Here is a 26,640-nt window from a genome sequence, read left to right on the forward strand (position 1 = left end):
GTCACGAGCCGCTCCCGGCGGGGACGCTCGCGTCCGCGTCGACGTCCGTGTCGAGGTCGGCGTCCGAGTCGAGGTCAGCGTCGTCGCGCTCCGGTGCACCCGGCGCGGACCGCTCCCGCGACTCGCCCGCTTCGCGCGCCCGCTCGCTCGCCCGCTCCCGCTCGCGGACCCGCGCCGCGTGCTCGAGGTGGGCCTCCTCGGCGATGCCGGCCTCCGCCTCCTCGTCGCGCATCCGGTCGTGCAGCCGCTCGCTGCCCTGGTCGCTCGTCCTCACGCCGACTCCCACCGGGCGACGCGGTGGCCGTCGCCGTGGTCGTCCCAGCCGTCGACGGCTCGCCACCGCGGCCGGGCGTCGCCGACGCCGGGCAGCTCGGTGGCGCCGGGGTCGAGGGTCGCCTCGAGGAGCGTCCGCGTGTACGGGTGGTTCGGCCCGCGGAAGACCGCGTCGGCCGGACCGATCTCGACGATGCGTCCGCCGGTCATGACGGCCACGCGGTCGGCCACCCCGCGCACCACGGCGAGGTCGTGGCTGATGAAGAGGCAGCTCAGCCCCTTCTCGTCGCGGAGCGCGGTGAGCAGGTCGAGCACGTCGGCCTGCACGCGGACGTCGAGCGCCGTCGTGATCTCGTCGGCGATGACCAGCTCGGGGCCCGCGGCGAGCGCGCGGGCGATGCCGACGCGCTGGCGCTGGCCGCCCGAGAGCTGGGCGGGCAGCCGCGAGGCGAAGTCGGCGGGCAGGCCGACCTCGACGAGCAGCTCGGCGACGCGCTCGGGCGACGACGAGCCGGTGAACAGCTTGAGCGGACGGGCGATCGCCGCACCGACGGTGCGCCTCGGGTTGAGCGACGTGTCGGCGTTCTGGAAGATCAGCTGCACCGCCCGCCGCACGTCCGTCGAGCGTCCGGCGACCGGACGCGTGAGGTCGCTCTCGACCCCGTCGGCACCACGGAACGCGAACGCCCCCGACTCCGCGGGGATCAGCCCGGCGAGCGCGGCGGCCAGCGTCGACTTGCCGCTGCCCGACTCCCCCACGACGGCGAGCGTCTCGCGGCGGCCGATCTCGAACGAGACGCCGTCGACGGCCGCGGGCAGGCCGCGCCCGTACCGCACGACGAGGTCGCGCGCGGTGACGACGGGCTCCCCCGCGCCTCCCCGGAACCCCGTTCCGTTCAAGACACCCCGTTCCTTCGTGGTTCTTTGAACGGAACGTGGTTCTTCAGCGGTAGCTGCACGCGCGGCCGCGGCATCACCAGCACCAGCACCCGCCGGAGGCGCGGTGTCGGCCCCGCTCACCACCCGGCTCACCCGCTCGAGCAGCCGCGTGCCGAGCGACGACACGCGTTCTCTCGTGACGCGTCGCTCGGAACCCGAATCGCGGCCACCCGAGCCCGACCCCGACCCGACGCCCCCGACCCGCGGGATGCTCGCCAGCAGCTCCCGCGTGTACGGGTCCCGCGGCGACGCGAACAGCTCGGCCGTCGGGGCGTGCTCGACGATGACGCCGTCGCGCATGACGGCGATCTCGTCGGCCATGGTCGACACGACGCCGAGGTCGTGGCTGACGAGCACGATGGCCATGTCGAGCTCCTCCGCGAGGTCGCGGATCAGCTCGAGCACGGCGGCCTGGGTCACGACGTCGAGGGCCGTCGTCGGCTCGTCGAGCACGAGCACCCGGGGCCGCGCGGCGATCGCCATCGCGATGGCGACGCGCTGCTGCTGCCCGCCCGAGAGCTGGTGCGGGTAGCGCCGCACGAGCGTCTCGGGGTCGGGCAGGCGCACGTGCCGAACGAGCTCGAGCACGCGGTCGTGCCCCCCGGGCAGCCCGTGGCTCTCGAGCGCCTCGCGCAGCTGGCGGCCGACCCGCATCGACGGGGTGAGCGCCTGCCCGGCGTTCTGGGCGACGAGGGCGGCGGTGCCGCCGCGGAGGGCGCGTCGGGCGCGGTCGTCGAGCGCGAACACGTCGTCGCCGGCCACGTGGACGCTGCCGCCGACGACGCGCGAGCCGCTCCGCAGGTGGGCGAGCAGCGTGCGGGCGACGGTCGACTTGCCGCTGCCGCTCTCGCCGACGAGGCCGAGCGCGCGTCCGGCCCGCACCTCGAAGCTGACGCCGCGCACCACGGGCACCTCGCGGCGTCCGGCGGCGTACGAGATCGAGAGGTCGCGGACGCTCACGACGGCGTCGGGGGCGGTCTCGGCGAGGCGGGACGCGCCTCCTCGGGGCTGGTGCAGCGCGGTCATCAGATCGCTCCCTTCCGGGCGCGGTCGATGCCCAGGGTCTTGCTGAGTCCGTCGGCGCTGAGGTTGAGGCCGATCACGAGGGTGGCGAGGGCGACGACCGGGGCGAGCGTGCCGGCGGGCACGATCGTCAGGGCGGTGCGGTTCTCCTGCACCATGAGGCCCCAGTCGGGCGTCGGCGGGTTGGCGCCGAACCCGAGGAACGACAGCGTCGAGATGAGCAGGACGATCCAGGAGGCGCGCATCGCGTACTCGACCAGCACCACGTCGGTCACGTTCGGCAGGATCTCGCGGAAGACGATGCTGAGCGGCTTCTCGCCCCGTGCCCGGGCGGCGGTCACGTAGTCCTGCGTGATCACGGTGCGGGCCGCTCCCCGAACGACCCGCGTCACGGCCGGCGCGTAGACGACGGTGACGGCGAGCACGATCACCCAGAGGCCGGAGTCGAAGACGGTGACGACGACGAGCAGCGCGAGGATCGAGGGCACGCTGAGCAGCGCGTCGACGACGCGCATGACGACCTCGTCGAGCCCGTTGTCGGCGTAGGCGGTGACGCAGCCGAGAACGGTGCCGACGCCGACCGCGATGGTCGTCGAGAGCACGGTGACGAGCAGGGCGTAGCGGCCGCCGTTGAGCACCCGCGAGAGGATGTCGCGGCCGTACTGGTCGGTGCCGAGCCAGTGCGCCCAGCTCGTGCCGGTGAGGGCGGCGCCCGAGTCGGTGGCGACGGGGTCGTGGCCCGAGATGACGGGCGCGAGCAGGGCGAGCAGCACGTGCAGGGCGATGAGCGCGACGCCGATGCGCAGCGCCGACGAGCCGCTGAGGCTGCTCGTCAGGCCGGCACCGAGCGAGCGGAGGCGTCCGGTGCGTCCGCCGGGAGAGCCCGGCCCCGCAGGCGCCCCGGCGGTGGTCGCGGGCGGGACGCTGGTCGTGCTGACGGAGGCGCCGGCGGCAGGGGTGCGGGTGGTCATGAGCGGGCCTTCCGTCGGGTGCGCAGCCGCGGGTCGAGCGCGAGGGCGATCAGGTCGGCCGCGAGGTTGCAGACGACGTAGACCAGGGCGCTGACGACGGCGATGGCCTGGATGGTGGGCAGGTCGCGGGCGAAGACCGACTCGAGCATGAGCTTGCCCATGCCCGGGTAGTTGAAGACGTTCTCGACGACCACGACGCCGCCAAGCAGCCAGGCGACGTTGAGGGCGACGACGTTGAGCGTCGGCAGCAGGGCGCTCGGCACGGCGTGGCGCCAGACGACCTGGCGCGTGGTGAGTCCCTTGAGCTCGGCGGTGGTGACGAACTCCGACGCCATGACGTCGATCGTCGACGACCGGGCGGTGCGGACGATGTAGGCGGCCATGGCGAGGGTCAGCACGATCACCGGCAGCCAGACGTTCGGCAGCAGCTCGGCGACGGTGGCGCTGTCGCCGCGCAGCACGACGGCCGGGAAGATCGGGATCGCCACGGCGAACAGCAGCACGAGGATCGTCGCGACCATGAACTCGGGCACGCTCATCACGACGAGGCTGATCAGCGAGATCGCGTGGTCGCTCGGGCGGCCGCGGCGGACGCCCGCGACGACGCCGAGGGTGAGCGAGGCGGTGACGCCGATGATCATCGCGGGCAGGGCGATCAGCATGCTGTTGCGGAAGGCGACGAGCAGGTCGGGCCCGACGGGCGCCCCGCTGACGAGCGAGACGCCGAAGTCGCCGTGCACGGCGCCGACGAGCCACTGGCCGTAGCGCGCCCAGACGTTCTGGTCGAGGCCGAGCGTGTCGCGGAGGGCGGCGAGCGCCTCCGGGGTCGCGTCCTGGCCGAGCAGCTGCTGCGCGACGTCGCCGGGCAGCGCCTGCACGGCGAAGAAGACGAAGAACGAGGCGAGCAGCACGGTGAGGAGGGCGGTGCCGACGCGGCGCGCGACGACGACCACGGTGGCGGCGGCGGCGCCTCGGGGGCGGGAGGGGCGCGCGGTGAGGGCCGCGCCTCCGGCGGGGGTGGGTGTCGGGGTCTGGGTGGCGGTCATGCGCGCAGTCCGATCTGCAGGTAGTCGAACTCGAAGCCGTACTCGCGGTAGTTGACGACGTCGCGCGAGAGGCCGACGAGGCGGTCGCCGAACATCGGGGTCATGTCCGCGCTGTCCTCGACGACGACGCGCTGGGCGTCCTGGTAGAGGGTGCGGCGACGGTCGTCGTCCATCTCGGCGCGGGCGTCGTCGAGCAGCTGGTCGAAGACGGGGTTCGACCAGGCGCTCTCGTTGTAGGACGACCCGGTGCGGAAGATCTGGTTGAGCAGCTGGTCGATCGGCCGGCCGGTGAACCAGTAGCTGACGAGCAGCGGCTTCTGGAACCAGATCTGCGTGTAGTACGAGTCGGAGGAGGCGTTCCGCACCGTGAGCTGGACGCCCGCGTCGCGCACGGCGTCGCGGTAGGCGACGGCCATCGGGGTGAAGACCGACTCGTAGCTCGAGGTCCAGATCTCGGCCTGGAAGCCCTCACGGCCCGCCTGCTTGAGCAGGGCGCGGGCCTTGTCGGGGTCGTAGGCGCGCTGCTCGTCGAGCCAGGCCGACTGCGACGGCGGGACGGGGTTGTCCCAGCCGGGCGAGCCGGTGCCCTGCAGGGCGGTGGCGACGATCTGCTGCGGGTCGTAGGCGAGCTTCATGGCCTGGCGGACCAGCGGGTCGCTGAACTCGTCGCTCGTGGCGAGCATGGGGATCGTGTACCACTGCGCGTCGGGGGCGCGGGCGACGGTGGCGCCGCTCGAGGCGCTGACGACCTGGGCGGTGGCGAAGTCGAGGTTCGTCTGGCTGATGAGGTCGATCTGGCCGGCGAGCAGGGCGTTGACGCGCGCGGTGGTGTCCTGGATCGAGTAGAAGTCGATGCCGTCGAGCACGGGGCGGCCGGCGAAGTGGTCGTCGTTGGCCTCGATGCTGCCGACGCCCGCGGCCTCGTAGCTGCTGAGGCGGAACGGGCCGGTGCCGATGCCGGCGGTGCCGATCGTGCCGGCGCTGCCCTCGGGGATGACGTAGCACTGGTATGCCGTCAGCAGCGAGGGGAACTCGGCGTTCGGCGTGAGCAGGTCGATGCGCAGGGTGAGCGGGTCGGGGGCGCTCATGCCGCCGGGGCCGATCATCGCGGCGAGCACCTCGCCCTGGGGCGAGCCGGTGGCAGGGTCGATGATGTGGTCGATCGTGTAGATCGCGTCGGCGGCGGTGAAGCGGCGGCCGTCGTGGAAGCGGACGCCCGAGCGCAGGCGGAACGTCCACGTCGTGCCGTCGGCGTTCGCGGACCAGTCCTCGGCGAGGTCGGGCACGGTGACGCCCTGCTCGTCGAGCTTGACGAGGCGGTTGTAGAGGGCGCCGAGGTACTCGTAGGCCGAGAGGGAGCTGGCGGGGTCGAGGGTCTCGGCGGCGCTGGCGGCGGGGCGCGCGATGCGGAGGCGACCGCCGCGGGCCGCGGTGCCGGTGGCGGCGGCCTCGGGGATGGTCGGGGCGCTGCGGGCGGGGGTGCAGCCGGCGAGGGTGAGCAGGCCGAGGCCGGCGAGCCCAGCGGCGCCGGCGAGGACGGTGCGGCGGCTCGGGGTGCGGCCGTGGTCGCGTCGGTTCTCGGCCTCGGCGGCGCGGGCGAGCTCGTGGAGCGGGTCGGTGCCTCGCGGCAGGGCGAGGGCGGCGGCGTGCCGTCGCGGCGCGGCGCCTCCGGGCGTCGGGAGCCCGGGTCGGGGGACGATCGGTGTCATGCGGGGATGGCCTTCCGTTTATCGTTCCGGTGAACGATAAGGGCTGGTCGCCCGCGCCGCGAGGCGCACACCCGGCCGGAGGCGCGGGCTGCGCCTCCCTGCTCGCCCGCCCGATCGGCATGGCAGCGCCGATCCGCGGGGCCCGGCCCGCGCCCCGACGCCCCCTGCAGCCTTAACCCACTCGTTACATGGCGTGCAGTTCTGCGTGGTGCGGCGTGCGCTCGCCTGCTGCGCCGAGGGCGGGTATTCGTGCGCGAGGGCGAGTCGTTCACGACCCGCTCTCGGCGACGAATGCCCGCCCTCGACCCTTCGCGAGAGAGACGCACCGTGCAATCAGAGCGCCAGCGGCACATCTCCCCCTCGCGGCGGAGGCGTGTGGAACTTGCCAGCGTGCAGAGTAAGCGCGTGCCCGACACCCTTAGCGTCATCGAAGTCATTGCATCTTCTATCGCGGCCGTGGCCACCGTGGGTGCACTCCTAGCGGCGGTCCGTGCTGTCGGTGACGCCAAGAAGCTCTTCAACATCGAGTCCAAGCGTGATCAGACGGCTGCTGAAGATCGTGAGAGACAGCAGGCTTCGAAGATCAATGCGTGGTCCGCGCTCCGTCTCCTCCGGAATGACATCCAGGGCTTCGGGGTCATCGTCTCGAATTCAAGCGAAGAACCTGTCTACGACGTCAAGGTCGCCGTCGGCGGTTTTCGGACGGCGCACGCGCCCACCCTTGCTTGTGTACCGCCGGGGCAGGTGTTCGTCGAACAGAAGCGCGTCATGGTCGAAGTCGACACGTTCCATTGGGACTACGCCAAACCCGTCACCGAGTTCGCCGATCCGCTCAGACCGTTTAGTGCGTCACAGAGCAAGCGAGTCACGGGCGTCATGTTCACGGACAGCTCCGGCCGACAGTGGCGCCGAAGCGAGACCGGGCAGCTTGAGCGCGACGCAGTCGCCGAAGCGGCCACCACCCTCTGAGGCCGGGCGAAGCAGCTTAGGCGGCGGCTAGCGGGTCCCGATGCTCGTCTGCTGGCTGACCGCGGCGACGGTCGTGACCTCGCTGATGAGCACGCGGCGCAGCTCGACGCCGTCGGCAAGGGTGACGTCGTAGGTGCGGACGGCGGTGCCGGCGTGGCCGGACCGGGTGACGGCCGAGGTGCCGCGGGCGAGCGTCGCATCCTCGACGGTGATGGTGTCGAAGGGGATGGTCTCGGTCGACTCGACGCGCTGCACGGTGACGACAGCGCCGGGTGAGGCGGTCGGCACCGAGGTCGAGGAATCGCCGGAGACGGTGGTGGCGGTCACGCGGGAGGTCGCGGTCGCCTCCGCGGTCGCGCGCGCGGCGCCGGTGTCAGCGGCCGCGCCGACTCCCCCGCCGATGACGATGAGGAGCGCCGCGATCCCCGCCACGCCCGTCGCTGCCCGACCCCTGGCCGTCAGGCTGATCCACCACTGCTTCACTGTTCTGCTCCGTGTCCTCGCGGCGCTCGGGTGCGCCGTCCCCACGATGCTTCCGCACCGGCGCGGCGCGCGTTGCACCCCATTCGAGGCAGAGACCCCGCGTCGTGGCCCCAGTGCGGGGCTGGCAGACTCACCCCATGCCGCCGCTGCCGCAGGAGCCCCATGACGACCCGCCGTCGCCGGACGTCCTCCACGCGCTGAAGCCCTACATAGCCCGGTACCTGCTGGGGGCCGAGGGGTCCCTCGACCAGAGGCGTCTTGACGATCCGCAGCTCGACGTGACGATCGCGCGGCCGTACGTCATCGTCGACGAGATCGCGGACGAGTTCGAGAACGACCGTCGCGGTGGCGATGCCGACCCGGCGCTCGCCGTGCTGTTCTCCGAGCTCCGCCACAGGCGCGTCATCGAGCCCCTGCCGGCCGAGGCGAGGGCCGAGCTGGTCGCGAGCGATCAGCGCCGGGGCCCGCGGGCGACCCCGCGCCCTGACGCCTACGCGAGGGCGTGGCAGCTCCTCTCACTCGATGACGCCGTCCGGTGTTGGCCCGACGCGTTCGAACACCCCCGGCTCCCGTCCGAGTTCGACGTGGCCTTCGACCAGGTGCTCGACAACGCACGTCGCTACCTCGCGATCGCCATGACCGACGCACGGCGAGCACTCGAGCGTCGCAGCTCCGCCGACCCCGAGTTCGACGCGTCCACCGTGCCGCCCTTCTTCTCGGAGTCCGACGTCATCGGCAACTACATCACCGACATGCACGGTGGCCGGCCTTCCCGCGCGGTCGCCCTCCTGGTCGAGGAGCTGCGCCGCCACGACCTGATCCGCTCCCTCGACGAGTCCGCTCGGGCGGCCCTCACGGCGAGCGACTCCCGCCGCTTCCCCCGCGCCTCCCCCACCCGGCCGATGTACGGGCCCGGGACGTGGGAGATCGTCGACCTGCCCCGCGTAGCACTCCTCTGGCCCGAGGCGTTCCGCGGCTTGGACGCCTCAGGCAAATGACACGAGCCGGCTCGCCGTGGCGCATCCGGAAGCTGTGAGGCGCCGCCCAGCCTGGTCGCTCGTGCGGCGATCTCATCTGCCCCGATGCGACCTCGAAGATCGTGTCTCTCGGCGACTCAAGACTCGGACCGGGAGGCGCGGGCGACGAGCGAGGGAAAGCACCCTCCGAGCCTCCACCAAATCAGTACCGCCTCCTGCCGTCGCCCAGAAACCGGCGAGTTTCTGGCGCGCGTCGCGTCGGCGCCGCCGATGCCGCGGTTGCGGTCGGCGGCTCCGTCGCGTCCATCGTCATCATGGCGACGACGCTCGGGAAGCGCGCTTGCCCCGCAATCGCGACGCGGCGCCCTGTCGTCCCACCGGGCACCGCAGCACCCGTCGCCTCCCTGGCAGACTCGCCCCATGCCGCCCCGCGCTACGTCCCTCAGTACGATCCGCCGTCCCAGAAGGTGCTCGACGAGCTGAAGGCCTACGTCGCGCGTCACCTGCTCGCGGCCGAGTCGAACATCGAGTGGAGACATGACCTGGATCCGCAGTTCGACGTTGAATTCGCGCGACCGTCCATCGCGACGTACGACATCGCCTACGAGTTCGAGAACGACCGTCATGGCGGCAACGCCGATCCCGGGCTCGCCGTCCTGCTTACCGAGCTCCAGCAGAGGGGCATCGTCAAGCCGCTGTCGGCTGAGCAGCAGGCTGAGCTCGTCGCCAGCGACCAGCGCAGAAACCCGCGAGGGACGTGGCGACCTGATGCCATCAAGACGGCCTGGGAGGTCCTCTCGCTCGACGCCGCGATCCAGTACTGGCCCGACGCGTTCAAGTGACCCCGGCTCCCGTCCATGGTCGACGTGCTCCGCGCTGAGATGCTCGACGACACACGTCACGACGTCGCGGTTGTCATGACCGCGGCACGACGTGGAGTCGGGGATCGCCGTTCGGGTGTCCTGAGTTCGACGCCTCCATGGTGCCGCCCTGTCTTGCACGACCGGCGCCCCCGCAGCGACGTGCGGGGTGGCGAGCCGAAAGGAAGGACCAGGAGCTTGGTCGTGGTCGAGCAGGTGCGCCGCTGAGGCCTGGTCCGACCCTGCCACGAGTCCCCTCGGGCCACATGGGGGATGACCGTATCGTGAGGCGCAGCTAGGGCCGCAGGAGCGGGCACCTTTTGTCAGCTGCCGCGCTTGGTGCATCCGAGCGCCCATCTGCAGGGCCGAGGCCCCACCGCGACGCCTCGAGACCCGTCACAGCCGAAGTCACGTCGGGCAAGTCTCTATGCGCCGTCAATCGCAGGCGACGCCGTCCCCATCGCGGTCGAGATCGTAGATGTCGGACCCCACGACCGACACAGGTCCTCGCACATAGGCGGGGCCGTTGCCACTGCCGCCGTCGCAGTCCACGTCGGACGCGATCGGCACGCAGGCGCCCGCGTAATTCGAATCGCAACCTTGCGGAGCAGGCGCGGCTGGTTCAGGTGCCACATAAGGCTGCCTCGTCCCCCTGCTCGTGACCTGTTGCACGGGAGAAGAGGCGATGGCCTCGCTCGCGAGTGATCGAGACGTCTCGATCCCATCCGTGTATGTGACCTGATAGGTCTTGACGCGAGTTCCGTCCTGACCGTTCGTGGTGACCGCGTCCTGCCCGATGTCGCGTCCTGGGTCGTCGACCGTGACGGCGTCGAAGGGGATGGCCTCGCTGACGTTGACAGTCTCCGTGGTCACGATGGGGGTCGGGCTCGGCTACGTCGACGTCGACGCGGTTTGTTCCGGAGATGGGTCAGCCGACGCGGAGTCGTTGCCGTCGTCCGGCGCCACGAGACTCATCGTGATGAGCAGGACTGCGACGCCCCCAGCTCCCGTCAGGAGTCGGCCCTTGTTGGACAGTCCGTTCCACCAGCGCTTCATCACTATCCCCTCCCGCTCTATGCCATCGCCGGCGCGACGCCAGCCGTGACGCCGGTATGGACACCGTTCACCCGCGCCTGCACGATGGCCTGGCCGATGCCGCCCAGCAAGAGAAGAAGCGCGTAGTTGCCGCCCGTGCCGAGTCCGGTGGCGACGTTGATGCCCTTGGTGAGCGACCAGAGGTACCAGAAAAGGCCGAACGGGCACAGGATCCACCAGGTCGTCATGGCGCTCGCGCCGCTCGCGTTCACCTCTCCTCGAGTCTTGGCGTACCAGACGATGGAGTAGATTCCGAAAGTGACGAGAGGGAGGAAGAAGACGGCCGCGGCAGAGCGACGCTTAAGGTGAACATTGTTCGACATCCGCGAAAAGTACCGTTCAGTCGGTTCGATGTCGCGCCCCCGTTCGGGGAAGCACGTCCGCAGCCGAAAGTTCATCTGCCTCGAACACCCGTCCACCCCACTACTGGGTCTCCGCACCCCATCGGCCCCGGTGATCCCGCATGTGAGCATGGTTCACAGACCGCGCCCCGACCAGACGCGGCCTGACCACGGGGGAAAGACATGGCCGCAGCAGGAGCATCCGCGCGCGAGGAAGCGCTTCGCCAGCAGGCACTTGCCGAGGCCCACGAGCGTGCGGCAGCCGAGGCGCGCGACGCCGCCGCGCGCTACGGCCTCGCCGGTGTCACCGAGAGCCGCGTCGCCAGCGTCCTCGCCCCGCTCGCCGCGGTCGGCTACACGCTCCTCCCCGACCGCGCCTGGCCGGGCAGCCGTCGCAGCGGTGCCCAGGTCGACCTCATCGTCGTCGGCCCCTCGGGTGTCCACATCGTCGACACGAAGGCGTGGAAGGAGGTCTCGATCCGAGGCGGCCGCATCTTCCGAGGCCAGGCCGACGTGTCCGACGACCTGGCGAACATGGCAGATCTCGCCCACAACACCGAGGCGCTCCTCGCCGACGTCGGACTCGCCGCGACCGAGGTGCATGCCGTCGCCGTGTTGGCGGGCCACCGAGGCATCAAGGATGCGGTCGGTCCCGTGACCGTCGTCGGCGAGCACGACGCCCTCCGCCACATCACCTCCCCCGGCGCCCGCCTCACGTCGCTGCAGGTCGACGTTGTGCTCCGTCGCGTCCTCGACCACTTCCCGGTGCTGCGGATGCCCTCAGCCCTCGACGTCATCGTCCCCGAGCCGGTGCTTACCCGACCGACCGACCCCGTCGACATGGCCGAGCTCATCACGGCAGAGGAAGTCAACGCGGCCCTGCTCGAGGGCGTCCTCGAAGCGCCCATCGAGACGTGGATGTCCTTCCTCGACCCGGCCCAGGCGAAGCTCGCCCGCCGCAGTTTCAATGGCCCGGCGCGGATCCGCGGGTCGGCCGGCACCGGCAAGACCGTCGTCGGCCTCCACCGCGCCGCCTACCTCGCTCGCGGCGGTCAGGGCAAGGTCCTCTTCACGACGTTCGTCAAGACCCTCCCCGTCGTTCTCGAGAACCTCTTCGGCAGGATGGCACCCGAGGTCGCCCACCAGGTCGAGTTCACGAGCATCCACAAGCTGGCGCTCGGCATCCTCCGGGACCGGGGCACGTCCGTCCGCATCGACCCGAAGGCCGCCGACGCCGCGTTCACCGAAGCGTGGGCAGGGAGGAGCCACGGAGGCGCGCTCGGCTCCTCGAGGATGTCCTCCGACTACTGGCGAGACGAGATCATCTATGTCATCAAGGGCCGCGGCATCCGCACCTTCGAGCAGTACGCAGACCTCGCACGCATAGGCCGTCGGCACCGCCTGACGACGGACCAGCGCAGAAGCGTCTGGTCCCTGTACGAACGCTATGACCAGGCGCTCCGGACGCGCAGGGCCGTCGACTTCGCTGACGTCATCCTCATGGCGCTCGCCAGCGTTAAGGCTCAACCGGTCACGGCGTACGGCGCTGTCATCGTCGACGAAGCCCAGGACCTCACCTGCGCCATGGTGGCCCTCCTCCACAGCATGGTCGGCAACCGCCCCGACGGTCTCACCCTCATCGGCGACGGCCAGCAGACCATTTACCCCGGCGGTTACACCCTCTCCGAGGTCGGCATCTCCCTGAGCGGTCGAGGAGTCGTCCTGGACGTCAACCACCGCAACACCGCCGAGATCCTCGCCTTCGCGAACGCGGCGGTGCTCGGCGACGAGTACACGGACATCGAGGGAACGAGTCAGACCATCGACGGCGTCGATACGGTCGGGCGTACGGGCCCCGAGCCCGTCCTCGCCAGGCATGCGACCTGGGCCGAGCACGACGCTGCGGTCGTCGAACGAATCCGCGACGTGATGCACCTCATCGGCATGGGGCTGGGAGACATCGGCGTCCTGACTGCTACGACCTGGGATGCCACCGCCGTGAAGGAGGCGCTGGTCGCCACCGGCATCCCCGCCATCGATCTCCTCGACTACGACGGCCAGCCCACGGACGCGGTCAAGGTCGGCACGGTCAAGCGGGCCAAGGGCCTCGAGTTCAAGCAGGTCGTGCTGGCGCGAGTCAAGCCCGAACTGCTGAGGAGCAATGCGCCGACCCCCGCCTCGGAGACCGAGCGCGAACGCCGCGACCTCGACCGACGGGAGCTCTACGTGGCGATGACCCGAGCCCGAGACGGCCTCTGGGTCGGTACGCGCACGGCGACCTCGTTCCCCCAGCGTCGAGAACTGGCGACCTCCTGACCCGGCTCAGCTCGAGAAGTACCGCCGCACGTACTCGCGCATGCCCTCATCCACGGCATAGATGTAAGTCCCCCTGATGCCCCGAGTCAGCAGCACCCCGTAGATGTTGCTGATGAACTCGCGCAGCTCGGCATCCGTGTACGAGCGACCGAGCTGCTTGTTGTTCTCCGCGCCCTTCGTGTCGAAGTAAGAAGCTCGATCAACGAAGAGCTCGTCACGGGCGACGTCGTAGCCGAGATCTCCGCCGATGACGACTCCCGCATAGTTCAGGTCGTAGCCCTGCACCGTATGGATCGAACCGACCTCGTCCAACGCACCCTGCGAGGCGATCCAGTCCTTGGACGTGCGATTCCACTGGAGAGCAACGCCGTCGAGCTCGATGTCGGCCGCCCCGGGGTCTTTCCTCGAGGCCCACTTCCACGCATAACCGGCAACGAGTCGAGCAAGTCCATGCTCGGCATCCCGCGCGCGGATCTCTGCGTGCATGTCCCCCAGATCGTCGAAGATCCGTAGGTCGTAGCCCTCGAAGGTCTGCGGAACGATGCTGCCTGGAACGTGTCCCGCACGAGGGATCCGTAGGACGTCTCGCACGTAGCCGACGTAATCAGCCCCGGCCCTGACCCGCATCTGCGTCGAGAGACGGTAGTGCCGACGACGAGCACGGGCGTCCGTGAGGAGCTCGACGAGCGACTCCTTCGACAGGTCCGCCGGCCGTACGCTCTGTGCTTGATCGACGAGCAAGATCTGGTGGCGACTCTTCGCCCGGATCCAGTCGAGCTGGGTCTTTGACAGGTCGTCGACACCGAAGAGGCGCTCGTTGATGCGCGGGAACTTGGCGTTGAGCACACCTGTGGACTGGTTCGCGCGTTGGTTGAGCCGGTGTGCCTCGTCGACGAGAAGCAGATCCCACTCACCGTCCGACTGCCCGACCTCGAAGGGCGTCAGGACCATGGCGGGATCGAGACCGGGCGTCTTGCGGAACACACGTCTGATCGACTCACGGAGCGATTGCTGCGGCACGACCATGCCCACGCGCAAGCCCGCCAGGAGAGCCGGGTACTCGCCCAGGAAGAAGCCGGCGAAGAGCGAGTCCCCGTCCAAGTCGTCCGCGGCAGGCGCGGAGCCGATGTCGACCAGCAATTTCAGCAGGTAGATGGCGACGACGGTCTTACCAGTGCCCGGGTGCCCCTCGATCACGATCGTGTCGCCGCGTTCGTCCTGCAGGTCCGCGAAGAGCCCCTCCAGGATGTCCTCGAGAGCGGCGGCCTGGTCCTGCGTCAGAGCCTTGAACGGTGACAGCTTGAACAGATCGCTGTTCTCGATCTCCGGGATGGGACGCGTGAAGACACCTTCGTCACGCAGTTGCCGCACGACGTCCGCAAATGCAGCTCGGTAGCGCTCCCGGTCGTAGTAATTGGCCGAGGTGATGCCGTCGTTGCGATTCAGCACGCTGTAGGCGCCATCTGCCGAGAGCAGCTGGATGAGTCTCGATTCGAGATCCAGGCACGCTGACTTGTTGAACGTCTCGTCGAGGACCACACGCACTGTATCCAGCCGGTGCTTGTCGGGATTGGCAAGATGCTGCCGCATCCGGCCTGCAGCATTACGGGTCTCGCCCACGTAGATGTCGCGAAGACTCCCCTGGGGATGCTGGCCGAAGCGCTGGGGTCTCGATTGGTCCAAGACATAGACGACCGGCCAGTCGAGATTCCGACTGTCGGTCAGCGCCCAGACGTCCAGTGCATCCCGGTCGAACGACACGCGAACGATGTCAGAGGGCATCGTATTTCGCGCTCCGGCCTCGTGCCTTGTCCACAGGGTACTTCTCGCGAGTGACGGCGAGCTTCTGCAAGACGATCTCCTCTGGATCCATCCCGAGCTTGTCAGCCAGGAGCAAGCAATAAGTCATGACGTCAGCCAGCTCATCCTGTACACGGTCACGGTCGAAGCCGCTCTCCCACTGAAAGCACTGCAGCAACTCGCCAGCTTCGATGGCGACGCTCTTCGCCAGATTCTCTTCTGAATGGAACTGCCCCCAGTCCCGCTCGGCGGTCGCCATCTTGATCGCGTTCATTGCTGAGCTCGCAGTCATAGGGATGAAAGTAGCAGTCAGCGACACAAGGGCTGAGGGTTACTCGTCGGCAGAGCGAGGGCAATGCAGGCGCCATGGCGCATGCACGCCGTCACCTTCGACGCACGACTTTCGTGCGCCATCCCTCGCTCGTTGCATTCCCACGCGATGGATGGAAGCCATCCATCACGCCAGCATTCCACCAGCCGTTGTGAGGGAAGTGGCGGAACATGCGGTTTAGAGGTCCGCTACCGATGCGGCTCGCAGACTCGATCAAGACGAGGACGACAAAAGCCCTGCCAGCTGAGACAGCTGTGCAGGGCTTTTCGGTCGGGCTGACAGGATTTGAACCTGCGACCCCTTGACCCCCAGTCAAGTGCGCTACCAAGCTGCGCCACAGCCCGAGAAATCCGTTCCGGAGAACCGACCTCTTGGCGTTGCCCCGACCGAGGCAACCCGACAAGCATAGCGGATCCGCGAGCCTCCCCTGTCCATCGCGAGCGACGCGCGGACCTCGTACCTGAAGATCCCACGAGATCCCGAATACATGAGCCAAGATCTTCTTCGTGGGCATCGCGGACTGGACTCAGGTCGAGCACCAGCGACGCCTCATCGTCTGGAGCCAGCTCGCCGAGTCCGGCGACGCCGCCGGCATCGAACCGTCCGTGGTCCGCGCACTCGGCCTGTACGCCGGCATGGCCGGCATCTTCCACGACGCGAACGGCGAGTGGACCCGAGGCGGCCCGGGGCGCGTCGCCCTGACGCTCCTCCACACCGGCACCAGCTACGCCGACGAACTGACCGACGAACGACTCGATTACAGCTACCCCGCCACCCGACGCCCCTCCGCCTTCGACCGCAACGAGATCGAGTCGGTCAAGCGGGCCCAGTCGCTGGGCCTCCCGCTCTTCGTCGTCACCCCGAACGCTCTGAGGCCGGCGCTTCGTGACGTCCGTCTCGGCTACGTCGACACCTATGACGACGACGCAGCCGTGTTCTTCATCACTTTCGTCGACGCTCCGCTCCCGGCAGCGCCCGTCGACCAGCTGCCCGACACGAGCGCGGAGGTCGAGCTCTTCGGCGGCCTCCCGCCGCAGACCTACCGACTGGTCCAGCAGCGCAATCAGCAGCGCCGCTTCAAGGCTGACGTCCTCACCCGCTACGGCTCCCGTTGCGCCCTCTGCGACATCGCGGTTCCTCGCCTCATCCAAGGCGCGCACCTCATCCCCAAGAGCATCGGCGGTGCGGACGACGCCCGGAACGGCTTACCGCTCTGTCCGAACCACCACGTGGCGTTCGACTCCTTCCTGCTGCGCATCGAACCCGACGGCAGCGCCATCACCTACGCCCGCGGCGTCTCGAAGGAATCGCTCCAGGTCACCCGCGACGATCTCCTCCACCTCCCCGCGGCACCGTCCCGAGAAGCGCTGCGCAAGCTCTACCGCACCGAAGCCGCCACGACCGCCTTCGCCGACACCACGCCCTGACACACCCTCACTGTTGCGCCCGGTTACGCGTCACCTGCGGCCGACCCCACGCCGCCGTACCGTCGGGACATGTCCGATCCGTCGACCCGCGCCTCCCGCGCTCTGCCCCTGACGCTCCGCGGCGTGGGGCGCCGCTTCGAGCGCGACGTGCTGCGCGGGGTCGACCTCGAGGTCGAGGCCGGCGAGATCGTCGCCGTGCTCGGGCCGAGCGGCTGCGGCAAGTCGACGCTGCTCCGCCAGCTCGGCGGTCTCGACTCACCCGACACCGGCACCGTGCTCATCGACGACTCCCCCGCCCAGCCCGCCGACCAGCGCTGCGCCGTCGCCTTCCAAGAGCCGCGCCTCCTCCCCTGGCGCACCCTCCGCGACAACGTCGCCCTCGGCCTGCCCACGACCCGCACCAAGCTCAGCAAGCAGCAGCGCCACGACCGCCTCACCGAGCTGCTCGACCTCGTCCACCTCGGCACCGCCGGCCACCACCGCCCCCGCGAGGTCTCCGGAGGCATGGCCCAGCGCGCCAGCCTCGCCCGCGCCCTCGCGCGCCGCCCCTCCGTGCTGCTGCTCGACGAGCCGTTCGGAGCCCTCGACGCCCTCACGCGCCTCCGCATGCAAGACCTGCTGCTCGACGTCCACGACGAGGTGCCGACCACCGTCGTCCTCGTCACCCACGACGTCGACGAGGCCCTCTACCTCGCCGACCGCATCGTGCTGCTCGCCGACCTCGCCCAGAGCGCCGGAGGCGCGGGCAGCGTCACCCGCATCGCCACCGTCCCCGGCACGCGCCGCCGCGACCGCGACGCCCCCGAGCTCGCGCAGCTGCGGCACGAGCTCTACGAGGGGCTCGGCGTGTTCCGCGCCCACGCGGGGAACACGACCACCTCGACCCTCACCGCGACCAGCGCGTAGGCGCCCCCGCCCGCCCAGCACCCCCGAGCCCCGCACCACACCCCACCTCGACGCCCCCGCACCACCACCGGCACCGCCCCCGACAGCACGGAGACGACCCATGACCATCCGCACCTCCCCCACCCACCGCACCCGCGCCTCCTTCGCGGGCGGCATCGCCCTCGCCGCGGCGAGCGCCCTCCTCCTCACCGGCTGCGTCGCGGGCGAGGACGCGAACGGCGACGCCGCCGCGGCCGGCGCCGACGACGCCGCCCCGAGCAGCAGCGAGTGGAGCAGCGACACCCTGAACATCGACTTCGCGACCTACAACCCGCTCAGCCTGATCGTGAAAGACCAGGGGTTCATCGAGGACGCCCTCGGCGACGACGTCGACGTCACCTGGACCCAGTCGGCCGGCTCGAACAAGGCCAACGAGCTGCTGCGTGCCGGCGCCGTCGACGTCGGCTCGACCGCCGGCTCGGCCGCCCTGCTCGCCCGCTCGAACGGCTCGCCCATCAAGACCATCGACGTCTACTCGCAGCCCGAGTGGTCGGCGCTCGTCGTCCCCGGCGACAGCGACATCACCGACGTCGCCGACCTGAAGGGCAAGACGATCGCGGCGACGACCGGCACCGACCCCTACTTCTTCCTGCTGCAGGCGCTCGACGAGGCCGGCCTGAGCAAGAGCGACGTGACGATCCAGAACCTGCAGCACGCCGACGGCCGCGCCGCGCTCGAGAACGGCAGCGTCGACGCCTGGTCGGGCCTCGACCCGATCATGGCCGCGAGCGAGGCGCAGTCGGGCACCAAGCTGCTCTACCGCAACGTCGACTTCAACACCTACGGCTTCCTCAACGCGACCGAGTCGTTCGTCACCGAGTCGCCCGACCTCGCCCAGGTCGTCGTCGACTCCTACGAGAAGGCGCGCGCCTGGGCCGAGGACAACCCCTCCGAGACCGCCGACATCCTCGCCGGGGTCGCGAGCATCGACCCCGCCGTCGCCACCAGCGTGCTCGAGCGCACCCACTTCGACATCGACCCCGTGCCCGGCGACGACCAGGCCGCCGTGCTCGAGAAGGTCGCGCCGATCCTCGTCGAGTCGGGTGACGTGGCCTCGCAGGGCGCCGTCGACGACGCCCTCGACACCCTCTTCGACGACCAGTTCGCCACGGCCGCCGACCCCTCGTGAGCCCCTCCCTCGTCCGCCGGAACGAGCGCGAGGCGGACGCCCGCCTCGCCGGCTCGGGCACGCCGTCGAGCCGCGCTCTCCCCGCCGATGCGGCCGACCCGACCGCCCCCTCCGACCCCTCGACCGACAAGGAGGCGCGGGCCGTCCCCGCCGCCCCCTCCCGTCCCCGACGGCGCGGCCTCGCACTGCTCGGGGCGATCCTGCCCGCCGCGCTCGTCCTCGCGTGGGTGCTCGCCACCACCGTGGGCAACGTCCCCGCCTACAAGCTCCCGTCGCCCGGCGACGTGTGGACGGCGGCGACCCAGCTCGCCGAGACGGGCCAGCTCGGCCAGTTCATCGCGATCTCGGTGCAGCGCGTGCTCATCGGCTTCGCCATCGGCGCCGTCGTCGGGCTCCTGCTCGGCGCCGTCGACGGTCTCTCGCGGGTCGGCGAGGCGCTGCTCGCGCCGTCGATCGCGGCCGTGCGGGCCGTCCCGTCGCTGGCGTGGGTGCCGCTGCTGATCCTCTACCTCGGCATCGGGGAAGACCCGAAGATCATCCTCATCGCGATCGGTGCCGCGTTCCCCGTGTTCACGACCGTCGCGGGGTCGCTCCGGCACGTCGACCCGCAGCTCGTCGAGGCCGGCCGGGCCTACGGGCTGCGGCGCGTGTCGCTCTTCACCCGGGTTCAGCTGCCCGCCGTCATCCCGTCGCTCGTGTCGGGGCTGCGGCTCGCGCTGGCGCAGGCGTGGCTGTTCCTCGTCGCGGCGGAGCTCATCGCGTCGTCGATGGGGCTCGGCTTCCTGCTGAGCGACTCGCAGTCGAACGGGCGCGTGGACCGGATGTTCCTCGCGATCATCCTGCTCGCGGTGCTCGGCACGTTGACGGACACGGTGCTGAACGTGCTGCAGCGGGTGCTGCTCCGCCGCTGGCGGTAGCCCGCCGGCGCGCCGCACGGGCAGCGGCGCTGCCCAGGCCGCACGGCCATGAACCGCGTTCCGAACCATGAACCGCGAAGCTTCGCGGTTCATGGTTCGGATCGGGGTTCTTCGCGAGGGCGACTGCCTGCGGGTGGCGCGAGAAGGGGCGGAGCCGACCCGCGCCTCCCCGGCTCAGGCCTCGACCTGCTCGAGCACCGCCTCGGCGCGCTCGACGCTGCCCGCCGCGAGGCCCCGGCTGATCGCGGCGCGCGACGCGAGCCACAGCACCCCGCCGACGACGAACACGAGGACCTCGGTCACCGTCAGCGCCCAGATGATGCCGGCGAGGCCGTACCGAGCGTTGCCGACCAGCACGATCGGGATGAAGAGCACGCCCTGCGCCATCGAGACGACGACCGCCGCCGTGGCCTGACCCGTCGCCTGGAACAGCGAGGTCAGCAGTCCGGTGAAGCCGTTGACGATCGCCGCGACGAGCTGCGCCGTGAGGATGGTGACCCCGAGCGTCAGCACCGACGGGTCGCCGGAGAAGGCCGAGAACACTTGGTCTCGGAAGGCGAACACGGTCGTCGAGAAGACCAGCACGACGCCGCCGACCGTCAGCGCCGAGGCCCGCAGCGCCGACCGCAGCCGGGCCGCGTCGCCCGCGCCGAACGAGTAGGCGAGCAGCGGGAGGACGCCGAGGGTGACACCCATGACGAGGAACTCGGGCACCTGCGCGATCCGCACCGCCACGCCCATCGCGGCGAGCGCGTCGTCCCCGTAGGCCGCGGCGAGGTTGTTCAGCACGAGCGTCGTCACGATGAGGAACCCGGCCTGCAGCAGCTCGCTCGACCCGACGCCGAACAGGGGCCTGAGCACCGACGGCGACAGCGTGACCCAGCGGGGCGCGAGGCTGACCGTGGGGCTGTGACGCCGCAGCCAGACGACGAAGTAGGCGATGGTGACGACGTTGGCGAGGCCGGTGCCGAGGGCCGCGCCGGCGACTCCCCAGTGCAGCACGAGGATGAACACGACGTCGAACACGATCGCCGCGATCGTCGACAGGATCAGGCCGATCATCGCCTGCCGGGCCGCCCCCTCGGCGCGGACGATCTGCTCGAGGCAGAACGCCGCGGCGAGCACGGGCACGAACGCGAGCATGACCCCGACGTAGCTCGTCGTCGCGGGCACGGCGGCCGCGTCGGCGCCGAGCACGGCGACGACGGTCGGCAGCAGCGCGAGGCCGATCCCGCCGAGCACGGCGCCGGCGACGAGGGCGCCCCATAACGCGGTCGCCGACACGTGCTTGATCTCCCCGGCCTTCGCCGGGTCCGCCTCGGAGGCGCCGAGCAGCCGCGACATGAGCGCCCCGCCGCCGACGCCGAAGACTCCCCCGACGGCCATGACGAGGCCGAGCAGCGGGGTGCCGAACGTGACGGCGGCGAGCAGCGAGGTGTCGTGCTGCGAGCCGATGAAGCCGGCGTTGACGACGTTGTAGAGCGCGCCGACGATCATGGCGGCGGCCATCGGCACGCAGAGGTGCACGAGCGCCCGCAGCATCGGGGCGCTCGCGAGGTACCAGCGGTTCGTGCCGGCAGCCGGGGCTGGTGTGGTGCTGGTCGGCGCAGGCGCGACGGTGTCGTGGGTGGGGTCGGTGGTGCTCATGGCGTTCCCTTCCGGGCAGGCAGGATCGCGCGCCGACGGACGTCGACACGACGAGTGGTGGGGTCGGCGGACGGCCCGTGCACTCGCCGGGGCGAGGCACGGTCGACGGCCGACCAGGAGGCGCGGCTCAGGCCGCGGACGACCGCTGACGGTCGAGCACGTGGTGCGTGGTGGTGCGGCAGCCCGGCTCGGGGCACGCCCGGCCCGACGTCGCGGGGCGGGCGCTGCTCGCTAGTCCCGGCTCGGCCGCGGCAGCCCCGCGGTCACCTTCTCGAGGAGGCGCAGCAGGTCGTCCCGCTCGCGCTGGTCGAGGGGCTCGAGGAGGACGTCGTCGACGGCGAGCATGGCGTCGTCGAAGCCGGCGATGAGGTCGATGCCGGCGGGGGTGGCGTAGACGCGCTTGCGTCGTTCGTCGCCGTCGGCGGTGCGGCGTTCGATGAGGCCGCGGCGTTCGAGGCCCTGGACGAGACTCGAGACGCTGGCGGCGGTGGTGCGGGTGAGGGCGGCGATCTCGCGCTGGATGGCACCGGGGTTCTGCGCGAGGTAGCCGAGGGCGAAGGCCTGCTCCTGGCTGAGGTCGCGTTCGCGCACCCAGTCCTCGCCGGCCTTCCGCTGCGCCCAGCCGATCCAGCGGACGAGTCCGAGGATCGTCGGGGGCTGCTCGTCGTTCATCATGGTCAGAACTCTAACTGTTTGCTATCTAACTGTCAATCGTCGAAGCATCGTCGGGCTGACGCTCCGAGGACGCGTCCGTCGCGGGCTTGGCCGGTCGGGGGAACGTGGCTCGCATGTGGTCGGAGGTGAGCAGGTCGCCGATGCCGATCATGAGCAACGAGAAGACGATCTGCTCGACGACCATCCAGAACGGGTAGAGCCCGGGGATGGTCGCGACGATGAGCGTGACGATCGGGAAGATGCGGCTGAAGAGCCGCAGCCGCGCGTAGGCCCAGTAGTAGCCGAGCTGGGCGCGCCACGCGAAGACGTAGAGGGTGAAGGTGATGAGGAGCACGACCGTTGACCGGAACCACACGGCCCACGGGACGTGCTCGCCCCGGCTCGCGAGCACCGCGGCGATGAAGACGGCGGTGAGCCCGACGACCGTCTCGCCGAGCAGCAGCCAGCGGATGCCGGCGAACGCCCGCACCGTGCGCGGGTGCTCGCGCATGTCCTCGTGGATGACGTAGTCGGCCTGACGACCACCGGCCACCCGATCCAGCCGGAGGCGCTGCCAGACCCGGTCGGCCGCCGCGCTGACCGCGCCGGTCGTCTCCACACCACCGCGTGGCCGCACGATCCCGCCTCTGACACCTTGCACTCCCCCATGGTGCCGCATCGCAGGCTCGCCCCCGACCCCCGACCCCCGCCTCACAGCTCCCACGCGTACCCGTCACGTTTCGGGTCGTAGGCGAAGCAGGCGGAGAACGACGCGACGTCCACGACATGACTCAGCGGCTCGACGAAGTAGGTCTCGCCCCGCAGCCCCTCGACGACGACTCGCGGTCCACCAGCAGCAGTCGACTCGAGGGTCACTGCGTACTCACCCACGTCGGCGAGGCCCGTCTCGACGGATCGCATGAGCTCGGTCGTGTCCGGAACGGTCTCGACCGGGACGCGAGCCGAGCTCGCCCACGAGTCCCCTCCGCCCGCGCAACCGAGCAGACTGCCTGAATCCTTGAACGACGCAGTCGCCTCGTCGAATCCGGGAACGCTTCGTGCGATGCGAGTCTCGATGTCCTTGGCGTGAACACGGGCCTCGGCTAGAGACATGTCAGTCACGGCCGCTGACGCGGTGGCTCCGTCCTTCGGTGCAGATGCCATGGTGCAACCTCCTGAGCTGAGGATGATCGATGTGGATGCGAGCGTCGCGAGTGCTCGAGGAAGCGCCCGCGTCACGAGGGTGCCGCCTCGCCGCCGAGAGCGATGAGCACATCTCGAAGAGCCCTCTCGTTCTGCCGGTCGACCTGCGCGAGCACACAACTGGTCGCCGCGGCGATGTGGCGACCGCCCATGTGCGCGACCCGGTCCAGTCACAGCTCCCACTGCCAGCCGTCCCGTTCCGGGTCGTGGATGAAGCACGGCGAGAACGAATAGATCTTGAGGTAGCTCATGTACATGCCGATGAGGTGCGTCTCGCCCCCGGGCCCGAGCACCTCGACGCGCGGATCGCCCTTCGACGTATGAGCAGGAACCACGTCGAACCCGTCGTCATCCGCGAATTCTCCGCGTAGCAGACGTGCGATCTCATCGAAGTCCGGGGCTTCGTCGACGGTGAGCAATGCACTGCTAGCCCACGTCACGCCGTCGCCCTTGCAGCCGAGGGTGCTGCCTCCGTCGCTGGGCTGGAAGCGGTCCTCGCGGAAGCCAGGCAACCGGCGCGCGATCCGGTCCTCGACGGCGTAGGAGTGCGCCCTCACCTCAGGCCGCGAAACGTCCACGCGGCCCTCGCTCGGTCGTCCTGGGTCCGTCGTGCACCCCCCAGTGCGACGGCGAGCGCGAGACTGCCGCCAACGAACAGCGAGCCTCGTGGAGAACGCGCGAATCCGCCAGCCCTTGCTTCCGTTTCAGGTCCTCGCGCAGGTGCAACCTGCATGGACTCGAGGACTTGCGTCTGCGCCACCTTGCTCAGAGCTCCCACTGATAACCGTCTCGCTCCGGTACCAGCACGAAGCATCGAGAAGCAGAGTCGATATCGAGTTCTCCCATGAACCACTCGACCATGTAGCTCTGCCCGCCAGGCCCCGTCACGATGATTCGGGGATCACCCGTCGAGGCCTTGATCGCCTCGACGAAGTACTCGAGTTCGTCGGCGAACTCGAGGACGAGAGCATCGAACAGGGCGTCCATGTCCGGGGACGCGTCCACCCCGACGTGGAAAGCGATGGTCCAGCTGACGCCGATCTCACCACATCCGAGAGTGCTACCTCGCTCATTGACGGAGAACAGATCATCGGCGTAGCCGGGAACGACGCGAGCGATGCGCCGAGCTGTGGTCTCGGACTCGGCCCGCGCTTCTGCGAGCGATATGTTCGAAGGTCGGGCATCAGGAACTGTCGATCTCACGGTGCTGCAACTTCCTAGCGTCAGGGTCAGGGCGACGGCGAGCAGGAAGCTCGCCGAACCGGCTGCTTTCTTCATCGGGCCTCCTTGGATTCGAGCTCTCGGAGGATGTCCTTGAGGACAGGCGTGTTCTCGGGTCGGTCCTGAGCGATGAGGGAGTGATTCTCACCGAGGACTCTGGCGCGCTCGGTCACGGGCGCGTCCCGAGGCAATGACCTGTCTCCTTCGCTTCGGTACACCCGATCTTCGAACGCATGGTGATATTGAGGATTGGCCCCGTCGTAGACCTGTCGTGTGAACTGGGCCGCGCCCAGCGAGTCCCTGTAGCGAAAGGAGTCGTACTCCGTTTCGGCCGCTGGCTGCCAGGGAACAGGCATTCCCGCGCCTGCGAGCGATACGACGTGGTCGTAGCGCGCACCCGCGATCTCGGATGCTGTCACATTCGCAAGGCCCCAACTGTGCCCGATGGCTACTGATGTCGAACCTCCGCCCGACACCGCCGGATCGGTTGCGAGGCCCGCCTGGAAGTCCGCCAGGGCCTCGCCTGCGAGCCGCGCGAAGTGCGGGTCGTTCGCCTCTGCCAAGCCCCGAGGCAAGGACATGGTCTCGACGGGGAACACCTTGCCGCCACCCCCAGGAAAACGTCCGTCCTTATAGGCGAAGACGACACTATCGACGCCGTCACGCTTGTCCAGATACCGGCCGACGTCCTGCACCTGCGCCCCCGACGCCCAGAAGTCCCGCATCTCGCTCAACGTCCCCGGGACGTACGTGTACACGCGCTGCGGCGGGGCGTTCCAGTCGCCGATCATCTCGACGATGCGGTCGGCGGCACGGTCGTACGTGTAGAGCTGCACGGTCGGCGGCACGGCCGCCGCGCCCCTCAGGTAAGCGATCTCTCGTTCGAGCTCGTCGATCAGCGCGGGGTCGGCCCCACGCGTGCGCAGCGCGGCGAGCGTGGCCTCGTTCAGCACGACCTGCCGCGCGGCCGTCACGGCGTTCGCCCTCACCCGCGCGGGCGGCGGCACCCCGTCGAGGTTGCCGATCAGCGCGGGCGCGCCGGCGATGAGCGCCAGCTGCGCCGCCGAGAAGCCGTCGCCGTCGATCGGCCGCAGCAGCGCCAGCGAGTCCCACCACTCCCGTACGAGCTCGGGAGACGCCTGACCGAGGAGCTCGGCGAGACGCGGGTGCTCCGCCAGGAGCACGGCGATGTCGAACGCCGAGAGGCCGTCGAGCAGCATCATCGCCTCCCTCGGCGTCGAGACGTCCACCGCCCGATCTTCCAGGCCCGCGAAGCCGCTGTCGACCTCCGTGGCCTGCAGCGCCCGCAGGCATGCCCGGTCCGCCGTCTCGCGACGCTCGACGAGCTCGTCCCACCGCCGACCGAGGCGGTCGAGGTCGCCACGCGCCACATCGATCCGGTCCTGCAGCGTCGTCCGCTCGTAGGCGCGGTAGTCGTCGACCGGCGACAGCGGCAGGTCGACCTGCGTGCGGGCCTCCTCCTCGATGACCGCGAGGGAAGCGCTCGACCGACGCAGGGCCTCCTCGGCGGTCGACCGTTCGGCCTCGAGGCCCCGCTGCAGCGACGCGATGTCGTCGACCTCGCGCCCGTACGCCTCGAGCGCCGCCTGGTGGTCGCCGAGCGCCTCGCGCACCCGGCCGAACTCGGCCATCAGCGCCTCGGCGGCCGAGCAGAACGACGTGCTCGACTGCCCCACCCACTCGGTCGCCGCCCAGGTGCCGCACTGCTCGACGACGTGCTGGGCGCCGTCGACGTCGTCGATCTTGTCCGACCGGCACCGCGCCAGCTGGGCGATCGCAGCAGGGTCGCCCCGACCCGGGTCGTCCGGCAGCGGGATGGCCCTCATCGCCCGCCCTCGTCACCCTCAGAACCAGAACCAGAACCAGAACCAGAACCCGAGCCCGACCCAGCACCAGCACCAGCACCAGTCCCGACGCCAGCACCGCCCCCGGCCGCCGCCCGCGCCAGCGCCGCGTCCGCCGCCTCGAGCTCGTCCGCCGCCCGCGTCGCCAGTGCGGCCGCCGCCCGCACCGACTCGACGACGACGGCGACGCGGCGCGCGAGCCGTCCCGACGTCTCGCGCAGCGCCTCCCCCACCGGCATCGACCCGAGCACCGAGGTGCTGTCCCCGGTCAGCCGGTGCGAGAACTCCAGCCCCGTCTCGGCCCGCCGCATCGTCGCCGCCATCTCGCGCAACGCCGCGAGGTCCACCCTCAGCTCTGTCGCCATCACCCCTCCGCTCGTCGACGACCGATATGTCCATATCGGCCACGACGAGCGACCCTAGCAAGGAAGAACGCCCGGCATGGAATCATCCACGACCGGGCGTTCCCTCCCCAGCCTGGGGAGGGCGGGGCGGGCAG

At 70.2% G+C, this 26,640-nt stretch carries 26 protein-coding genes, 1 tRNA gene and 1 pseudogene; 9 read left to right on the plus strand and 19 right to left on the minus strand.

The features are described from left to right. Position 1 precedes the first annotated feature (1 nt). The 5 genes from EDF38_RS08790 to EDF38_RS08810 are packed head-to-tail and all read right to left on the minus strand — an operon-like array spanning position 2 to position 5,961. Positions 2-274 (minus strand): hypothetical protein, encoded by a 273-nt coding sequence (locus EDF38_RS08790; protein ID WP_148061469.1) that lies wholly within the window; start codon positions 272-274, stop codon positions 2-4. Beyond that, positions 271-2,238 (minus strand): ABC transporter ATP-binding protein, encoded by a 1,968-nt coding sequence (locus EDF38_RS16210; RefSeq protein ID WP_123354877.1) that lies wholly within the window; start codon positions 2,236-2,238, stop codon positions 271-273. The genes EDF38_RS08790 and EDF38_RS16210 overlap by 4 nt, the downstream gene beginning before the upstream one ends. Then, the gene (locus EDF38_RS08800; RefSeq protein ID WP_123354878.1) at positions 2,238-3,206 is read right to left on the minus strand and encodes an ABC transporter permease; all 969 of its coding nucleotides are present in this window, start codon (positions 3,204-3,206) and stop codon (positions 2,238-2,240) included. Before EDF38_RS08800 ends, EDF38_RS16210 begins: the two co-directional genes overlap by 1 nt. Next, positions 3,203-4,252, minus strand: coding sequence for an ABC transporter permease (locus EDF38_RS08805; protein ID WP_123354879.1), 1,050 nt, complete (start codon positions 4,250-4,252; stop codon positions 3,203-3,205). Before EDF38_RS08805 ends, EDF38_RS08800 begins: the two co-directional genes overlap by 4 nt. Continuing rightward, entirely contained in the window at positions 4,249-5,961 is a 1,713-nt protein-coding gene (locus EDF38_RS08810; protein ID WP_123354880.1) for an ABC transporter substrate-binding protein, read from the minus strand. Before EDF38_RS08810 ends, EDF38_RS08805 begins: the two co-directional genes overlap by 4 nt. Before the next feature lie 405 nt (positions 5,962-6,366). Between EDF38_RS08810 and EDF38_RS08815 the strand changes: the two genes are divergently transcribed. Next, positions 6,367-6,930, plus strand: a complete 564-nt coding sequence (locus tag EDF38_RS08815; RefSeq protein WP_148061470.1) for a hypothetical protein — start codon at positions 6,367-6,369, stop codon at positions 6,928-6,930. Between the two features lie 27 nt (positions 6,931-6,957). Here the strand turns inward: EDF38_RS08815 and EDF38_RS08820 are convergent, their stop codons facing one another. Then, a complete protein-coding gene (locus EDF38_RS08820) occupies positions 6,958-7,413 on the minus strand; it encodes a G5 domain-containing protein (protein ID WP_123354882.1) in 456 nt (151 codons plus the stop codon). A 137-nt stretch (positions 7,414-7,550) separates the two neighbouring features. Between EDF38_RS08820 and EDF38_RS15880 the strand changes: the two genes are divergently transcribed. After that, positions 7,551-8,411 carry a hypothetical protein gene (locus EDF38_RS15880; protein WP_158613339.1) on the plus strand — a complete coding sequence of 287 codons (861 nt, stop codon included), beginning with the start codon at positions 7,551-7,553 and terminating at the stop codon, positions 8,409-8,411. A gap of 293 nt (positions 8,412-8,704) precedes the next feature. Beyond that, complete coding sequence (locus tag EDF38_RS08830; RefSeq protein ID WP_148061471.1) at positions 8,705-9,232, plus strand: hypothetical protein; 528 nt, start codon at positions 8,705-8,707, stop codon at positions 9,230-9,232. Between the two features lie 453 nt (positions 9,233-9,685). On the opposite strand, the gene EDF38_RS08835 is transcribed toward EDF38_RS08830, so the two are convergent. Beyond that, a complete protein-coding gene (locus tag EDF38_RS08835; protein ID WP_233572314.1) occupies positions 9,686-10,123 on the minus strand; it encodes a G5 domain-containing protein in 438 nt (145 codons plus the stop codon). A gap of 200 nt (positions 10,124-10,323) precedes the next feature. Next, positions 10,324-10,668 (minus strand): DUF4234 domain-containing protein, encoded by a 345-nt coding sequence (locus EDF38_RS08840; protein ID WP_158613340.1) that lies wholly within the window; start codon positions 10,666-10,668, stop codon positions 10,324-10,326. 201 nt (positions 10,669-10,869) lie between these two features. Between EDF38_RS08840 and EDF38_RS16380 the strand changes: the two are divergent. Together EDF38_RS16380 and EDF38_RS08845 are read left to right on the plus strand one after the other, a co-directional pair. Then, positions 10,870-11,241, plus strand: a pseudogene (locus tag EDF38_RS16380) (nuclease-related domain-containing protein); the annotation flags it as partial. Between the two features lie 285 nt (positions 11,242-11,526). Next, a complete protein-coding gene (locus tag EDF38_RS08845; RefSeq protein ID WP_233572316.1) occupies positions 11,527-13,002 on the plus strand; it encodes a UvrD-helicase domain-containing protein in 1,476 nt (491 codons plus the stop codon). Between the two features lie 6 nt (positions 13,003-13,008). Here the strand turns inward: EDF38_RS08845 and EDF38_RS08850 are convergent, their stop codons facing one another. The 3 genes from EDF38_RS08850 to EDF38_RS08860 all read right to left on the minus strand — a co-directional run bounded on the left by EDF38_RS08850 (position 13,009) and on the right by EDF38_RS08860 (position 15,477). Continuing rightward, positions 13,009-14,763: a DUF2075 domain-containing protein gene (locus EDF38_RS08850; RefSeq protein ID WP_233572317.1), complete on the minus strand. Its 1,755-nt coding sequence runs from the start codon at positions 14,761-14,763 to the stop codon at positions 13,009-13,011. Positions 14,764-14,773: 10 nt separating this feature from the next. Beyond that, on the minus strand, positions 14,774-15,076 hold the full coding sequence (locus EDF38_RS08855) for a nucleotide pyrophosphohydrolase (protein WP_233572318.1): 303 nt from the start codon (positions 15,074-15,076) through the stop codon (positions 14,774-14,776). 327 nt (positions 15,077-15,403) lie between these two features. Then, positions 15,404-15,477: transfer RNA gene (locus EDF38_RS08860), tRNA-Pro, on the minus strand. Positions 15,478-15,639: 162 nt separating this feature from the next. Here EDF38_RS08860 and EDF38_RS08865 point away from each other — a divergent pair. The 4 genes from EDF38_RS08865 (at position 15,640) to EDF38_RS08880 (ending at position 19,551) form a co-directional block, all read left to right on the plus strand. Beyond that, a complete protein-coding gene (locus EDF38_RS08865) occupies positions 15,640-16,560 on the plus strand; it encodes an HNH endonuclease (RefSeq protein ID WP_123354889.1) in 921 nt (306 codons plus the stop codon). A gap of 69 nt (positions 16,561-16,629) precedes the next feature. Then, complete coding sequence (locus tag EDF38_RS08870) at positions 16,630-17,466, plus strand: ABC transporter ATP-binding protein (protein ID WP_123354890.1); 837 nt, start codon at positions 16,630-16,632, stop codon at positions 17,464-17,466. Positions 17,467-17,566: 100 nt separating this feature from the next. Next, a complete protein-coding gene (locus EDF38_RS08875) occupies positions 17,567-18,634 on the plus strand; it encodes an aliphatic sulfonate ABC transporter substrate-binding protein (protein WP_123354891.1) in 1,068 nt (355 codons plus the stop codon). Next, positions 18,631-19,551 (plus strand): ABC transporter permease, encoded by a 921-nt coding sequence (locus tag EDF38_RS08880; RefSeq protein ID WP_123354892.1) that lies wholly within the window; start codon positions 18,631-18,633, stop codon positions 19,549-19,551. The genes EDF38_RS08875 and EDF38_RS08880 overlap by 4 nt, the downstream gene beginning before the upstream one ends. 174 nt (positions 19,552-19,725) lie before the next feature. Here EDF38_RS08880 and EDF38_RS08885 read toward each other — a convergent pair whose 3' ends face one another. From EDF38_RS08885 to EDF38_RS16075, 8 genes are all read right to left on the minus strand, one after another. Beyond that, entirely contained in the window at positions 19,726-21,198 is a 1,473-nt protein-coding gene (locus tag EDF38_RS08885; protein WP_123354893.1) for an MATE family efflux transporter, read from the minus strand. A 231-nt stretch (positions 21,199-21,429) separates the two neighbouring features. Then, a complete protein-coding gene (locus EDF38_RS08890) occupies positions 21,430-21,873 on the minus strand; it encodes a MarR family winged helix-turn-helix transcriptional regulator (protein ID WP_123354894.1) in 444 nt (147 codons plus the stop codon). Positions 21,874-21,898: 25 nt separating this feature from the next. After that, positions 21,899-22,471, minus strand: coding sequence for a hypothetical protein (locus EDF38_RS08895; protein WP_123354895.1), 573 nt, complete (start codon positions 22,469-22,471; stop codon positions 21,899-21,901). A gap of 92 nt (positions 22,472-22,563) precedes the next feature. After that, complete coding sequence (locus EDF38_RS15725) at positions 22,564-22,773, minus strand: hypothetical protein (RefSeq protein WP_148061472.1); 210 nt, start codon at positions 22,771-22,773, stop codon at positions 22,564-22,566. A gap of 452 nt (positions 22,774-23,225) precedes the next feature. Further along, positions 23,226-23,633 carry a hypothetical protein gene (locus tag EDF38_RS08905; RefSeq protein WP_123354897.1) on the minus strand — a complete coding sequence of 136 codons (408 nt, stop codon included), beginning with the start codon at positions 23,631-23,633 and terminating at the stop codon, positions 23,226-23,228. A gap of 187 nt (positions 23,634-23,820) precedes the next feature. Next, entirely contained in the window at positions 23,821-24,333 is a 513-nt protein-coding gene (locus EDF38_RS15730) for a hypothetical protein (protein ID WP_148061473.1), read from the minus strand. After that, a complete protein-coding gene (locus EDF38_RS08915) occupies positions 24,330-26,123 on the minus strand; it encodes a hypothetical protein (RefSeq protein ID WP_123354899.1) in 1,794 nt (597 codons plus the stop codon). Before EDF38_RS08915 ends, EDF38_RS15730 begins: the two co-directional genes overlap by 4 nt. Next, complete coding sequence (locus tag EDF38_RS16075; protein ID WP_199734618.1) at positions 26,120-26,506, minus strand: hypothetical protein; 387 nt, start codon at positions 26,504-26,506, stop codon at positions 26,120-26,122. Before EDF38_RS16075 ends, EDF38_RS08915 begins: the two co-directional genes overlap by 4 nt. Between the last annotated feature and the right edge of the window lie 134 nt (positions 26,507-26,640).

The organism is Frigoribacterium sp. PhB160, from assembly GCF_003751785.1.
Lineage (GTDB): Bacteria > Actinomycetota > Actinomycetes > Actinomycetales > Microbacteriaceae > Frigoribacterium.